The sequence below is a fragment of the Paraburkholderia sp. J94 genome, from assembly GCF_905220285.1.
Classification (GTDB): domain Bacteria; phylum Pseudomonadota; class Gammaproteobacteria; order Burkholderiales; family Burkholderiaceae; genus Paraburkholderia; species Paraburkholderia tropica_A.
The window spans coordinates 406307-419806 of record NZ_CAJMZH010000006.1; the positions used below are offsets into that span (position 1 = coordinate 406307).

13 protein-coding genes are annotated in these 13500 nt (G+C 66.8%); 5 read left to right on the top strand and 8 right to left on the bottom strand.

From position 1 onward, the window contains the following. Positions 1 to 20: 20 nt before the first annotated feature. Positions 21 to 764: a lipoprotein-releasing ABC transporter ATP-binding protein LolD gene (gene lolD, locus U4Y88_RS15420; protein ID WP_224013821.1), complete on the bottom strand. Its 744-nt coding sequence runs from the start codon at positions 762 to 764 to the stop codon at positions 21 to 23. After that, complete coding sequence (locus U4Y88_RS15425; RefSeq protein WP_224013820.1) at positions 757 to 2010, bottom strand: lipoprotein-releasing ABC transporter permease subunit; 1254 nt, start codon at positions 2008 to 2010, stop codon at positions 757 to 759. Before U4Y88_RS15425 ends, lolD begins: the two co-directional genes overlap by 8 nt. Positions 2011 to 2360: 350 nt before the next feature. On the opposite strand from U4Y88_RS15425, the gene U4Y88_RS15430 reads away from it, so the two are divergent. From U4Y88_RS15430 to U4Y88_RS15450, 5 genes are all read left to right on the top strand, one after another. Then, positions 2361 to 3500, top strand: coding sequence for a regulator (locus tag U4Y88_RS15430; RefSeq protein WP_310633562.1), 1140 nt, complete (start codon positions 2361 to 2363; stop codon positions 3498 to 3500). Between the two features lie 17 nt (positions 3501 to 3517). Further along, complete coding sequence (gene recJ / locus U4Y88_RS15435; protein WP_321784851.1) at positions 3518 to 5224, top strand: single-stranded-DNA-specific exonuclease RecJ; 1707 nt, start codon at positions 3518 to 3520, stop codon at positions 5222 to 5224. A gap of 97 nt (positions 5225 to 5321) precedes the next feature. Further along, positions 5322 to 6426 (top strand): peptide chain release factor 2 gene (gene prfB, locus U4Y88_RS15440; protein WP_224013814.1). Its coding sequence is split into 2 segments (ribosomal slippage): positions 5322 to 5402 and positions 5404 to 6426, totalling 1104 coding nucleotides; the frame shifts between segments, so codons are not numbered across the junction. Positions 6427 to 6516: 90 nt separating this feature from the next. Beyond that, complete coding sequence (gene lysS, locus U4Y88_RS15445) at positions 6517 to 8064, top strand: lysine--tRNA ligase (RefSeq protein WP_224013812.1); 1548 nt, start codon at positions 6517 to 6519, stop codon at positions 8062 to 8064. Between the two features lie 335 nt (positions 8065 to 8399). Beyond that, positions 8400 to 9134: a glycine zipper 2TM domain-containing protein gene (locus U4Y88_RS15450; RefSeq protein WP_321784853.1), complete on the top strand. Its 735-nt coding sequence runs from the start codon at positions 8400 to 8402 to the stop codon at positions 9132 to 9134. 113 nt (positions 9135 to 9247) lie between these two features. Here U4Y88_RS15450 and iscX read toward each other — a convergent pair whose 3' ends face one another. The 6 genes from iscX to iscU all read right to left on the bottom strand — a co-directional run bounded on the left by iscX (position 9248) and on the right by iscU (position 13482). After that, the gene (iscX, locus tag U4Y88_RS15455) at positions 9248 to 9445 is read right to left on the bottom strand and encodes a Fe-S cluster assembly protein IscX (RefSeq protein WP_224013809.1); all 198 of its coding nucleotides are present in this window, start codon (positions 9443 to 9445) and stop codon (positions 9248 to 9250) included. A gap of 25 nt (positions 9446 to 9470) precedes the next feature. Beyond that, positions 9471 to 9812 (bottom strand): ISC system 2Fe-2S type ferredoxin, encoded by a 342-nt coding sequence (gene fdx / locus U4Y88_RS15460; protein WP_065060263.1) that lies wholly within the window; start codon positions 9810 to 9812, stop codon positions 9471 to 9473. Between the two features lie 170 nt (positions 9813 to 9982). Continuing rightward, entirely contained in the window at positions 9983 to 11854 is a 1872-nt protein-coding gene (hscA, locus tag U4Y88_RS15465; RefSeq protein WP_310633565.1) for a Fe-S protein assembly chaperone HscA, read from the bottom strand. Positions 11855 to 11960: 106 nt separating this feature from the next. Further along, positions 11961 to 12497: a Fe-S protein assembly co-chaperone HscB gene (gene hscB, locus U4Y88_RS15470; RefSeq protein WP_065060265.1), complete on the bottom strand. Its 537-nt coding sequence runs from the start codon at positions 12495 to 12497 to the stop codon at positions 11961 to 11963. Positions 12498 to 12572: 75 nt separating this feature from the next. Then, positions 12573 to 12896 (bottom strand): iron-sulfur cluster assembly protein IscA, encoded by a 324-nt coding sequence (gene iscA / locus U4Y88_RS15475; protein WP_065060266.1) that lies wholly within the window; start codon positions 12894 to 12896, stop codon positions 12573 to 12575. A 181-nt stretch (positions 12897 to 13077) separates the two neighbouring features. Beyond that, positions 13078 to 13482 (bottom strand): Fe-S cluster assembly scaffold IscU, encoded by a 405-nt coding sequence (gene iscU / locus U4Y88_RS15480; RefSeq protein WP_065060267.1) that lies wholly within the window; start codon positions 13480 to 13482, stop codon positions 13078 to 13080. Between the last annotated feature and the right edge of the window lie 18 nt (positions 13483 to 13500).

A 13500-nucleotide genomic window follows, 5' to 3' on the forward strand; every position in this document is an offset into this window, starting at 1 on the left:
CGACGCCCGTTGCTGCGCGCCTAGACCGGCAGAACCGGCTCCTCGTGCAGCATGCCTTCGCGCAGGCGCACGATGCGGTCGCAGCGCGCCGCGAGATCGGGATCGTGCGTGACGATCACGAAGCTCGTCTGGAACTGGTCCGAGAGTTCGAGCATCAGGTTGAACACCGTGTCCGCCGTGCTGCCGTCGAGATTGCCGGTCGGCTCGTCGGCGAGCACGCAGGCGGGCTTGGTCACGAGCGCGCGCGCAATCGCCACGCGTTGACGCTCGCCACCCGAGAGTTCGCCCGGACGATGACGCGCGCGATGCGCGAGGCCCACGCGGTCGAGAATCTCCAGCGCCTCGCGGCGCGCGTCCTCTTGCGGCATGCGGCGGATGCGCAGCGGCATCGCCACGTTGTCGAGCGCCGAGAATTCCGGCAGCAGATGATGGAACTGATAGACGAAACCGAGCGCGCGGTTGCGCAGATCGTTGCGGTCGCGCTCCGAGAGTTCGGTAAACGGCTTGCCGAGCAGTTTCACGTTGCCGGTGCCCGGTTCGTCGAGACCGCCGAGCACGTGCAGCAGCGTGCTCTTGCCCGAGCCCGACGCGCCCACGATCGCGAGCTTTTCGCCGCGCTTCACGGAGATTTCGGTGTCGTGCAGCACCTGCACGGAGAGCGCGCCCTGGCCGAACACCTTCGAAATGCCGTGCGCCTCGATCACGTACGGATAGTCGCTTGCCACGCCGCTCATGATGTTGTTCTTTGCTTGACGATCATTCATAGCGCAGTGCCTCCGCCGGTCGAACCTTGGCCGCGCGCCAGCTGGGGTAAAGCGTCGCGAGCGCGGACAGCACGAACGCAATCAAACCGATGCGGATCACGTCGCCGGCGACGAGTTCCGAAGGCAGTTCGCTGATGAAGTAAACCGAGGGCGGCAGGAACTGCACGCCGAGCAGATGCTCGATCATCGGCACGAGCCACGGAATGCTCCACGCGATCAGGCAGCCGAGCGCGACGCCGATCGCCGTGCCCACGAAGCCGATCGTCACGCCCTGCACCACGAAGATCTTCATGATCGAGCCGGGCTGCGCGCCGAGCGTGCGCAGAATGGCGATATCGGCCTGCTTGTTGGTCACCGTCATCACCAGCGACGACACCAGATTGAACGCCGCGACCGCGATGATCAGCGTGAGGATGATGAACATCATGCGCTTCTCGATCTGCACGGCCGAGAACCAGGTCTTGTTCTGCTGTGTCCAGTCGCGAATATAGAGGTCGCCCGAGAGCGTATGCACGAGTTGCCGCGCGACCGCTGGCGCGCGCTGCATGTCCTTCAGGCGCAGCCGCACGCCGCTGGGCGCGGCCAATCGGTACAGCACCTCGGCGTCGCGGATATTCACGAGCGCGAGCGTGCTGTCGTACTCGTAATGCCCCGATTCGAACACGCCCACCACGGTGAACTGCTTCAGGCGCGGCAGCATGCCCGCGGGCGTGATGGTGCCTTCGGGCGCGACAAGCGTCACCTTGTCGCCCTTCGTCACGCCGAGATTCACGGCCAGATCGGAGCCGAGCACGATATTGAAGCTGCCCGGCGTCAGATCGTTCATGGTGCCGATCTTCATTTCCTTGCCGATATCCGAGACCTGCGGCTCTTCCGACGGCTCGACGCCGCGCAGCGCCACGCCGTTCACGCTATCGCCGCGCGTGAGCAGCGCCTGGGCGTCCACGTAGGGCGCGGCGCCGATCACTTCGGTATTGGTCTTGGCCTCTTTCGCGGTCAGTTTCCAGTCGGGCATCGACCCGGTGGGCGAGAAGATTTCGATATGCGCGAGCACCGAGAGCATGCGGTCGCGCACGTCGCGCTGGAAGCCGTTCATCACCGAGAGCACGACGATCAGCGCCGCCACGCCGAGCGCGATGCCCGACATCGAGATCAGCGCGATGAAGGAGATGAAGCCATTGCCGGTCGTGCGCTTGCCGGCGCGTGTGTAGCGCCAGCCTATCTGCCATTCGTAGGGAAGTTTCAAGCGAATCCTTTAAAGCGTCTGCGTTGCGCGGGCTCTGGCGCGCGGAGTGGTGTCGATGGCGGCGTCGATGCGGATGCGTCGATCCTTGCGCCACCCGATTTCCGTGCCGGACCATGCCGACGATCAAGCGCGAAGTTTGCCACACTACGGCGGCGTCACGGACTTTGCGCCGTCGCGGGCCGCCGCCGCCGGCCCTGTCCCTTGGATGCGGATTCGGCGCGCAGGTGCCCGCCCAAACGGCCGATCGCCGATAAGTGACTGATTCGTATGGCGTCGCGCGCCAAACCGGGCCGAAACGCGCGCGCGACGCGCCGTCCGCCGCGCCCAGCAGCCGCGAGCGCCGAAGTACAATGCGCACCATGCCTGTCGACCGCCTCCATCTCCTTGTGCCTTTCGCGCTGCCGTCCGCGGCTGTCGCGCCCACCGCCCTCGCCGGCCTGCAATTTCCCGCGCTCTCGAAGCTCGTCGCGCGCGCGACGCTCGGCGACCAGGTGATCGGCGAGGATTTCCAGCGCACGCTGCCGCACGAGCGCTGGGTCGCGCGTCAGTTCGGCGCGCTCGGCGGCGATGCCGCGAACGGGAAGACGAACGCCAACGGCGCCAGCGCCGACGACGAAGCCCCGCTCGCGCCCTGGATGCTGCTCGCCGACGGCGGCACGCCCGGCGACGCCACGTGGGCCTGCATCCAGCCCGTGCACGTGCGCATCGCGCACGATCACCTCGTGCTGATCGATCCGGCCTCGCTCGAACTCGCCGACGCCGACGCCGCCACGCTCTACGCCATCGCCAAACCGCTGATCGAAGAACTCGGCGTGCGCGTCGAGGCCCCGACGCCGCAGCGCTGGTATCTGTCGAGCGACCAGTTCGGCACGCTCGCGGGCGCGTCGCCGCTGCGCGCGAGCGGCCGCAACATCGAAATCTGGCTGCCGCACGAAGCGCATTCGGGCCAGCGCTCGCGCGCGTGGATGAAGGTGCAGAACGAGGTGCAGATGGCCTGGTTCGAGCATCCGGTCAACGAAGCGCGCGAAGCGCGCGGCCTGCCCGCCGTCAACTCGATCTGGTTCCACGCGCAAGGCGCGCTGCGCCCCGTGCGCAAGCCGTTCGCGCGCGTGCAGTCGGACGCCGCCGCCACGCGCGGTCTCGCGCTCGCCTCGGGTGCCGCGCTGAGCGCCGCGCCGGCCGATTTCGCCGCGCTGAAAACCACGCTCGACGGCGCGAAGAACGGCACGCCAAACGGCGCCACGCTGGTCGAACTCGATCCGTTCTCGGCGGCCTATATCCAGCAGGACTGGTTCCGCTGGAACGCGGCGTTCGCGCAGATCGAGCGCGACTGGTTCGCGCCCGCGCTCGCCGCGCTGCAGGCGGGCGAGCTGAACCAGCTCGACGTCACGCTCTGCGGCGACACCGGCTCGGTCACGCTCGCGCTCACGCGCGGCGACCTACGCAAATTCTGGCGACGCCGCGAGTTCGCGTCGCTCTTTATCGAATAATTTCCGAAGTCGTCCGCATGACCCGAATCGTCACCCGCGCCTGCTCCCCCGCCGATACCGAAGTGCTGATCCGCCACGGCCTGCACCCGGTGCTCGCGCGCCTCTACGCGTCGCGCGGCGTCAGCCAGCCCGACGACATCGAGACCGGCCTCGGCCGCCTGATTCCGCCCGCCAGCATGAAAGGCCTCGACGCCGCCGCCGCGCTGCTCGCCGACGCGCTCGAACAGAAGCGCCGCATGCTCGTCGTGGCCGACTACGACTGCGACGGCGCGACCGCCTGCGCGGTGGCCGTGCGCGGCCTGCGCATGCTCGGCGCGCAGATCGACTATCTGGTGCCGAATCGCTTCGAGTACGGCTACGGCCTCACGCCGGAAATCGTCGCGCTCGCCGCGCAGCGCAAGGGCGGACCGCCCGATCTGCTGATCACGGTCGACAACGGCATCGCCAGCGTGGAGGGCGTGGAAGCCGCCAACGCGCTCGGCATCGACGTGCTCGTGACCGATCACCATTTGCCCGGCGACGTGCTGCCCGCCGCGCGCGCGATCGTCAATCCGAACCAGCCGGGCTGCGAGTTTCCGAGCAAGAGCCTCGCGGGCGTCGGCGTGATGTTCTACACGCTGCTCGCGCTGCGCGCCGAACTGCGCCGCCGCGGCGCGTTCGCCGACGGCAAGCCCGAGCCGCGTCTGGACGGTCTGCTCGATCTGGTCGCGCTCGGCACGGTCGCCGACGTCGTCAAGCTCGACGGCAACAACCGCGTGCTGGTCGCGCAAGGCCTGCAACGCATCCGCAACGGCCGCATGCAGCCGGGCATCGCCGCCCTGTTCCGCGCCTCGGGCCGCGACGCCAAGAGCGCCTCGGGCTTCGACATGGGCTTCGCGCTCGGGCCGCGCCTGAACGCGGCGGGCCGCTTGTCGGATATGTCGCTCGGCATCGAGTGCCTGACCACCGACGACGTGGGCCGCGCCTGGGATCTCGCCCAGCAGCTCGACACGATCAACCGCGAGCGCCGCGAGATCGAGGCCGGCATGCAGCAGCAGGCGCTCGCCGATCTCGCCGACGTCGATCCGCAGGACAGCGCCACGCTCACACTCTTCAACGAAGGCTGGCACCAGGGCGTGATCGGCATCGTCGCGGGGCGCCTGAAAGAGAAGTTCCACCGCCCGTCCTTCACCTTCGCGCTCGCCGACGACGACGGCGCGCTCGTCAAGGGCTCGGGCCGTTCGATCCCCGGTTTCCATCTGCGCGACGCCGTCGATCTGATCTCCAAGCGCGAGCCGGGCCTGATCCACAAGTTCGGCGGCCACGCGATGGCCGCGGGCCTGACGATCGCCGCCGCCGACGTGCCGCGCTTCGCCGCCGCCTTCGAGCGCGTGGGCCGCGAGTGGCTCACCGCCGAGGCGCTCGCGCGCACCGTGGAAACCGACGGCGATCTCGAAGACGCCTATTTCACGCCCGATTTCGTCGAGATGATCGACGCGGCCGTCTGGGGCCAGGGCTTCCCGGCGCCGGTGTTCGCGGGCGAATTCGAAGTCGCCTCGCAGGCGCTCGTGAAGGACAAGCACCTGAAACTCCAGTTGCTGCGCGGCCGCCAGCGCTTCAACGCGATCTGGTTCAACCACACCGAGCCGCTGCCGCAGCACACGACCGTCGCCTACCGCCTCGTGCGCGACACCTGGAACGGCGTCTCGCGCGTGCAACTGGTGGTGGAGCACGCGGCGCTCTGACCGGCGTGGACGAGAGGCCACGCATGGGGCCGCCGCGCCCTTGATGCATGGCCAATCGGCTATAATTGCGTGTTTTACACGCCGGATCACGACACAAATGGAAGCGGAACGTCTCAACGCGATCGAAGCCCTTTTGGCGGACCTGCGCGCACGCGCGGGCGAGCTACGGGGGTATCTTTGACTACGACGTAAAAGCCCGACGGCTCGTCGAAGTCAATAGCGAACTCGAAGACCCTAACGTCTGGAACGACTCCAAGCACGCACAGGGTCTCGGCAAGGAAAAGAAGCTGCTCGAAGGCGTCGTGCATGTGCTCGACGGTATCGAGAACGACGCGCGCGACGCGCAGGACCTCTTCGAGATGGCGCGCGAGGAAGGCGACGAGGACACGCTCGTGGCCTGCGAAAGCGACGCCGCCGAAATCGAGAAGCGTATCGCCGACGTCGAGTTCCGACGCATGTTCGCGAACCCGGCCGACCCGAACAACGCCTTCATCGACATTCAGGCGGGCGCGGGCGGCACGGAAGCCTGCGACTGGGCGTCGATGCTGCTGCGCCAGTACGTGCGCTACTGCGAACGCAAGGGCTTCAAGACCGAAGTGCTCGAAGAGTCCGAAGGCGACGTGGCCGGCATCAAGAGCGCGACCATCAAGGTCGAAGGCGAATACGCCTACGGCTTCCTGCGCACCGAAACCGGCATTCACCGCCTCGTGCGCAAGTCGCCGTTCGACTCGTCGGGCGGCCGTCACACGTCGTTCTCGTCGGTGTTCGTGTACCCGGAAATCGACGACTCGTTCGAGATCGACGTCAATCCGGCTGATCTGCGCATCGACACGTATCGCGCTTCGGGCGCGGGCGGTCAGCACATCAACAAGACCGACTCCGCCGTGCGTATCACGCACGTCCCGTCGGGCATCGTCGTGCAGTGCCAGAACGACCGCTCGCAGCACCGCAACCGCGCGGAAGCCATGGCGATGCTGAAGTCGCGCCTGTACGAAGCCGAAATGCGCAAGCGCCAGTCGGAGCAGGACAAGCTCGAAGCGGGCAAGTCGGACGTGGGCTGGGGTCACCAGATCCGCTCCTACGTGCTCGACAACAGCCGCATCAAGGATCTGCGCACCAACGTCGAAATCAGCAACACCAAAGCCGTGCTCGACGGCGATCTCGACCCGTTCATCAGCGCAAGCCTGAAACAGGGCGTGTAAGCGCCGCCCTCTCCCGCCGTGCCGCCGCCCGCTTCGTCCGAGAAGCGCGGCGCGCGCGGCGGAACCGAATTTCCCGAACCCCGAGCCATCATGACCGAACCGACCCAGCCGAATACGGCCGCCGCAGCGCCCGCCGCGTCGCCCGACCTGGACGACAACCAGATCATCGCCGAGCGCCGCGAGAAGCTGCGCGCGCTGCGCGAAGCGGGCGTCGCCTTTCCCAACGACTTCCGCCCCACCCACCACGCCGCCGACCTGCAGCGCGACTACGCCGAGACCGACAAGGACGCGCTCGAAGCGAATCCGCTCGAAGTCGCGATCGCCGGCCGCATGATGCTCAAGCGCGTGATGGGCAAGGCAAGCTTCGCCACGGTGCGCGACGGCTCGGGCCAGATCCAGTTCTTCATCACGCCCGCCGACGTCGGCGACACGACCTACGACGCGTTCAAGAAGTGGGACCTCGGTGACATCGTCGCCGCGAAGGGCGTGCTGTTCCGCACCAACAAGGGCGAACTCTCGGTGCGCGTCACCGAACTGCGCCTGCTGTCGAAGTCGCTGCGTCCGCTGCCGGACAAGTTCCACGGTCTGTCGGACCAGGAAATGCGTTATCGCCAGCGCTACGTCGACCTGATCGTCACGCCGGAAGCGCGCGACACGTTCGTGGCGCGCACCAAGGCGATCTCGTCGGTGCGCCGCTTCATGTCCGACGCGAGCTTCATGGAAGTCGAAACGCCGATGCTGCACCCGATCCCGGGCGGCGCGGCGGCCAAGCCGTTCGTCACGCACCACAACGCGCTCGACATGCAGATGTTCATGCGCATCGCGCCCGAGCTGTATCTGAAGCGCCTGATCGTGGGCGGCTTCGAGCGCGTGTTCGAAATCAACCGGAATTTCCGTAACGAAGGCGTTTCGCCGCGTCACAACCCGGAATTCACGATGATGGAGTTCTACGCCGCGTACACCGACTACGCGTGGCTGATGGACTTCACCGAACAGCTGATCCGCCAGGCCGCGATCGATGCATCGGGCACGGCCGTGCTCACGTATCAGGGCCGCGAACTCGATCTGTCGAAGCCGTTCCATCGTCTGACGATCGTGCAGGCGATCCAGAAGTACGCGCCGCAGTACACGACCGAGCAACTCGCCGATGCCGCGTTCCTGCGCACCGAGCTGAAGAAGTTCGGCGTCGACGCGAACCAGCCGCAGTTCCTCAACGCGGGCGTGGGCGCGCTGCAACTCGCGCTGTTCGAAGAGACGGCCGAGTCGCAACTGTGGGAACCGACCTACATCATCGACTACCCGATCGAAGTCTCGCCGCTCGCGCGCGCCTCGGACACCACGCCGGGCATCACCGAGCGTTTCGAGCTGTTCATCACGGGCCGCGAAATCGCCAACGGCTTCTCGGAGCTGAACGATCCGGAAGACCAGGCCGCGCGCTTCAAGAAGCAGGTCGAGCAGAAGGACGCCGGCGACGAGGAAGCGATGTTCTACGACGCCGACTACATCCGCGCGCTGGAATACGGCATGCCTCCGACGGGCGGCTGCGGCATCGGCATCGACCGTCTGGTGATGCTGCTCACCGATAGCCCGAGCATCCGCGACGTCATCCTGTTCCCGCACCTGCGCCGCGAAGACTAAGCGACGCCTGCAAGACAGCGACGCCGAACGGGGCGCATGCGGTTCACGCCGCATGCGCCCCGTTTCTTTTGGGCCGTCATGTCGCGATGATCGGACGTTTGTAACGATAGGTAAAAGCTGCCGCCCTGCTTCGCGCGGTTTTCGCGCGACGAATGGGCATGCCGATTGCGCGAGGACGGGAAACCGCGCCGGGCAACGCCGTGCGGCGATCGGGACCTTTTCGATGCGCTAGCGGTTCGCCGCGCGCGCACGACGGGTTACAAAATGAAACGCCCGTGCCACGGCTTTCGCTCACACTGATTCGTGAGTCAACTCTGCAAAAGACGGAGCCTTTCATGAACGAATTCGATCCTAAAACCACCACGCACGACACGTCCGGCAAACGCCGCCTGCATCCGCTCGTCGCCACCGCGGCGGCGGCCGTGATCGTCGCGAGTCTCGCGGCCACGGCGGCCATCACCGGCGTGTTTCCCAAGGCCTCCAGCACGGCCGAACAGAACGCCCAGTCGCAGACCGGCCAGACCACGCTGATGGCGACGCCGCCCGCCACGCAGGACTCCACCCTGCCCGCGAACGGCGCGCAGTACGCGCAGCAGAATGGCGCGCAAGCCAATGCGCCCGCTGAGCCGCAACCCGCTCCGGCAGCCGCCCAGCAGCAGCAACCCGCCGCTCCCGCGCCGCAATACGCACAGCAGCCTCAGCAAGCCGCGCAGGAAGCACCGCCGCAACAGGCCGCGTGCGCCTCGTGCGGCGTGGTCGAATCGATTTCGGCGAGCAAGCAGGAAGGCCACGGCACCGGCATCGGCGCAGTCGGCGGCGCGGTGGCGGGCGGCGTGGTCGGCAACCAGTTCGGCAGCGGCGGCGGCCGCACGGCGATGACGCTGCTCGGCGCGCTCGGCGGCGGTCTCGCGGGCAACTCGGTCGAAAAGCATCTGCGCAGCACGACTTCCTACTCGGTGCGCGTGCGCATGGATAACGGCAAGATGCGCTACTTCACCTATCACGAAGCGCCGCCGTTCCAGCAAGGCCAGCGCGTGCGGGTCGAACGCGGCGCGCTCGAAGCGGCCTGACGCCCTCTGATCCTCGCCACGCCGGCAAACAAAAAGGCGATTCGCCATCACAGCGAATCGCCTTTTTTCATTCCGGCCCGCGACGGCGCGCGGGCGGCCGTCAGCAAGATCGATCAGTAATCCGCTTCCTCGATCCAGGCGGCCTGGATTGCTTCGAGGATGCGTTCGTTGGAGTTTTGCGGATCGTCGTTGAAGCCTTCGAGTTCCGTGATCCAGCGATGCAGATCGGTAAAGCGCACATACTGCGGATCGACTTCGGGGTGCGTGTCCGTCAAGGCCATTGCGATGTCCTGCGTATCGGTCCATTTCATGGCTGTGCGCTCCTCTTCGGGTGGATCAGTGGTTTTCCTTGGCGTGGTTGATCGAGTAACGCGGGATCTCGATCACCAGGTCGTCTTCCGCCGGCACGAGCGCCTGGCACGACAGCCGCGAAGTGGGCTCCAGACCCCATGCCTTGTCGAGCAGGTCGTCTTCGGCTTCTTCCGACGGTTCGAGCGCGTTGAAACCTTCGCGCACGATCACGTGACAGGTCGTGCACGCGCACGACTTCTCGCAGGCGTGTTCGATCTCGATGCCGTGTTCCAGCAGCGCGTCGCACACGCTTTCACCCGGCTTGGCGTCGATGACCGCGCCCTCGGGGCACAGTTCGACATGGGGCAGCACCACGATTTGAGGCATTGTGATTTCCGTATCCAATAACTTTCAATTCGGGCGCGCCCCGCCTGACGGCGGCGGCATCGCCCATTCTACTGACCTCGCGCGCTTCGCCACATCGGGAAAGCACGCACCCGGCGCGCAACGCGCACGGGAGAGTTCGCTAATCGTTCAGTTGCGCAGTTGGCCGCGCTTTAGCCGATCTCGTCGAGCCGCTTGCCCGCGAGCGCGCGCTTGATGCCCTTGTCCATGCGGCGCGCGGCGAATTCGTCGGTGCCTTCGGCAAGCGCCTTGGTGGCGGTTTCGATCGCATCGGTGTCGTCGCTTTGCACGATCTGCGCGAGCGCCGCGATCAGCGTGTCGAGCGCGGCGCGCTCGTCGGCGTCGAGCAGCTCACCGTCGGCGGCCAGCGCCGATTGCGTCGCTTCGATCACGCGTTGCGCCTCGACCTGCGCTTCGCGCAGCGCGCGCGCACGCATGTCGATGTCGGCGGTCTTGAAGCTCTCTTCGAGCATCCGGGCGACTTCGTTATCTTCGAGGCCGTACGACGGCTTGACCACCACCGATGCCTCCACGCCCGACAACTGCTCGCGCGCGAACACCGACAGCAGACCGTCCGCGTCCACCTGATAGGTCACGCGGATGCGCGCCGCACCGGCCGCCATCGGCGGAATGCCGCGCAGCTCGAAGCGCGCGAGCGAACGGCAGTCGGCCACGAGCTCGCGCTCGCCCTGCACCACGTGGATCGCCATCGCGGTCTGGCCGTCCTTGAAGGTCGTGAAGTCCTGCGCGCGCGCGACCGGAATGGTCGAGTTGCGCGGGATGATCTTCTCGACGAGGCCGCCCATCGTTTCCACGCCCAGCGAGAGCGGGATCACGTCGAGCAGCAGCCAGTCGTCGTCGCCGCCGCGATTGCCGGCCAGCAGATCGGCCTGAACCGCCGCGCCGAGCGCGACCACCTGATCCGGGTCGAGATTCGTGAGCGGCGCCTGGCCGAAATACTGTTCCACGGCGCGGCGGATCACCGGCATGCGCGTCGCGCCGCCAACCAGCACCACGCCCTTCACGTCCTGCGCGCCGACCTTCGCATCGCGCAGCGCCTTCTTCGTCGGCGTGAGCGTGCGTTGCACGAGCGTCTGCGTGAGCGCTTCGAAACGCGGCTCGTCGATGGCGACCGCGATGGCCTGGCCGTTCGACAGCGTGACGTCGATACGCGCTTGCGGCGCCGACGACAGCGCTTCCTTCGCGTCGCGCGCGCGGTCGAGCAGCAGACGCACGTCTTCGGGCGCGAGCGCCGTGCGCGCGACCCCGCTTTGTTCGAGCACGTAGTCGAACAGCACGTGGTCGAAATCGTCGCCGCCGAGCGCCGAATCGCCGCCCGCCGCCAGCACTTCGAACACGCCCTTGGTGAGCTTCAGGATCGACAGGTCGAAGGTGCCGCCGCCGAGGTCGTAGACCGCGTAGAGGCCTTCGGCGCCGTTGTCGAGACCGTAGGCGATGGCCGCCGCGGTCGGCTCGTTCAGCAGGCGCAGCACGTTCAGGCCCGCGAGGCGCGCGGCGTCCTTGGTCGCCTGGCGCTGCGCTTCGTCGAAGTACGCGGGCACCGTGATGACCGCGCCGACGAGGTCGTCGCCGAGCGTGTCTTCGGCGCGCTGACGCAGCGTCGCGAGAATTTCCGCCGACACTTCCACCGGGCTTTTCACGCCGTCGATGGTCTCGATCTGCACCATGCCCGGCGCGTCGACGAACACGTAAGGCGCGTTCGCCGCGCCTTCGACGTCGGCCTTGCCGCGGCCCATGAAGCGCTTGACCGAGACGATCGTGTTGCGCGGATCGCTGGCCGCCTCGGCCTTGGCCGTGCGGCCGATGCGGCGGCCGCCGTTGGCCAGATAGCGCACGACGGAAGGCAGCAGCACGTGGCCGTCCTCGTCGGGCAGCACGTCGGGCACGCCGCTGCGCACGGCGGCGACGAGCGAGTTCGTCGTGCCGAGGTCGATGCCGACGGCGAGTCGCCGCTGGTGCGGCGCCGGCGCCATGCCGGGTTCGGAGATTTGCAGTAATGCCATCTGTGTGATCTGTTGCGGGCCGCCACGGGCAGCCCTGTCCTATGTTCTACGCTCTTTTCGCACGGCCGGGCGCACGCTCATGCGTGCTCGTGCGAGCCGCGCCGCCTCAGCCTTCCAGCCGCTCGATCTGCGTCTCGATCTCGGCCGCCACGCGCTCGATGAACATGAGCTGGCGCACCGCTTCCGCCGCCGGCTGGTTCGAGCCGCTGTCGATCAGCGCCGCGAGCTTCGCGAGGCGCGCGCGCTCGTCGTCGCGCAATTCGCCCGACAGCGCGTCGAGCGCATCGACGTTCTTCGCGTGCACGGCGTCTTCGATCGCTTCGCGCCACTCCATCTGCTGCATCAGGAACGCCGGCTCCATGGCCGTATTGTCCTCGGCGCCGACGTCGACGCCGCGCAGATGCAGCAGGTACTTGGCGCGCTTGAGCGGATCGCGCAGCGTCTGATACGCCTCGTTCGCGCGCGTGGCCCATTGCATCGCCACGCGTTTTTGCGCGTCGCCGGCCGCCGCGAAGCGGTCCGGGTGCACCTGTGCCTGCACGGTGCGGTAAGCGTGGTCGAGCGAATCGGCGTCGATCGCGAACTGCTCGGGCAGGCCGAACAGCACGAAGTGGCTATCGGAAAGCGATGAAAGCGAGGTCATCGGATAAAGCGTTCTTGTGGGGCCATCAAAATCAAAAAGGCGGCACAGGCCGCCTTTTCACCGCACCGCGCGGGCTTAAACGCGGAAGGACTCGCCGCAACCGCACTCGTCCTTCACGTTCGGGTTGTTGAACTTGAAGCCCTCGTTGAGGCCTTCGCGCACGAAGTCGAGCTGCGTGCCGTCGATATAGGAGAGGCTTTTCGGATCGACGATCACCTTCACGCCGAAGCTCTCGAAGACGTTGTCTTCGGGCGCCAGGTCGTCGACATACTCGAGCTTGTACGCAAGTCCCGAGCACCCCGTCGTGCGCACGCCGAGACGCAGACCCACGCCCTTGCCGCGCCGGGTCAGGTACTTCTGCACGTGCTGTGCCGCTTTTTCCGTCAACGTAATAGCCATAGCGTTTTCGCCGCGCCCCGCCCCGCGTGCCGCAGGCTCATGCCTGCTTCACCACGATGCGACGCAACCTGCCTGCATCCAAAATCGTTAATCCCGCGGCGGCGCACCCGAGGGTTCGCCGCCGTTCTGCCCGCGCCGCGCGCCATGTTGCCAGGGCGTCGCGCGCGTACTGCCGTGCGCCTTAAACGGCGTCGGCCTTCGCTTCGGTCGTGTGACGCGTGCGGTAGTCGGCGACCGCTGCCTTGATCGCGTCTTCCGCGAGGATCGAGCAGTGGATCTTCACCGGCGGCAGCGCCAGTTCTTCGGCGATCTGCGTGTTCTTGATCGAGAGCGCTTCGTCGAGCGTCTTGCCCTTGACCCATTCCGTGACGAGCGAGCTCGAAGCGATCGCCGAGCCGCAGCCGTAGGTCTTGAACTTCGCGTCTTCGATCACGCCGTCCGCGCCCACGCGGATCTGCAGCTTCATCACGTCGCCGCAAGCCGGCGCGCCGACCATGCCGGTGCCGACGGTGTCGTCGTCTTTCGAGAACGAACCGACGTTACGCGGGTTTTCGTAGTGGTCCAGAACCTTGTCGCTATATGCCATGATCACACTCCTTCAATT

What these genes read in the sequence shown, in the direction of transcription:
- hscA (WP_310633565.1), bottom strand. Translation starts at nt 11,854, where the DNA reads ATGGCATTACTGCAAATCTCCGAACCCGGCATGGCGCCGGCGCCGCAC.
- iscU (WP_065060267.1), bottom strand. Translation starts at nt 13,482, where the DNA reads ATGGCATATAGCGACAAGGTTCTGGACCACTACGAAAACCCGCGTAAC.
- fdx (WP_065060263.1), bottom strand. Translation starts at nt 9,812, where the DNA reads ATGCCTCAAATCGTGGTGCTGCCCCATGTCGAACTGTGCCCCGAGGGC.
- lolD (WP_224013821.1), bottom strand. Translation starts at nt 764, where the DNA reads ATGAATGATCGTCAAGCAAAGAACAACATCATGAGCGGCGTGGCAAGC.
- hscB (WP_065060265.1), bottom strand. Translation starts at nt 12,497, where the DNA reads ATGACCTCGCTTTCATCGCTTTCCGATAGCCACTTCGTGCTGTTCGGC.
- U4Y88_RS15450 (WP_321784853.1), top strand. Translation starts at nt 8,400, where the DNA reads ATGAACGAATTCGATCCTAAAACCACCACGCACGACACGTCCGGCAAA.
- U4Y88_RS15430 (WP_310633562.1), top strand. Translation starts at nt 2,361, where the DNA reads ATGCGCACCATGCCTGTCGACCGCCTCCATCTCCTTGTGCCTTTCGCG.
- recJ (WP_321784851.1), top strand. Translation starts at nt 3,518, where the DNA reads ATGACCCGAATCGTCACCCGCGCCTGCTCCCCCGCCGATACCGAAGTG.
- lysS (WP_224013812.1), top strand. Translation starts at nt 6,517, where the DNA reads ATGACCGAACCGACCCAGCCGAATACGGCCGCCGCAGCGCCCGCCGCG.
- iscX (WP_224013809.1), bottom strand. Translation starts at nt 9,445, where the DNA reads ATGAAATGGACCGATACGCAGGACATCGCAATGGCCTTGACGGACACG.
- iscA (WP_065060266.1), bottom strand. Translation starts at nt 12,896, where the DNA reads ATGGCTATTACGTTGACGGAAAAAGCGGCACAGCACGTGCAGAAGTAC.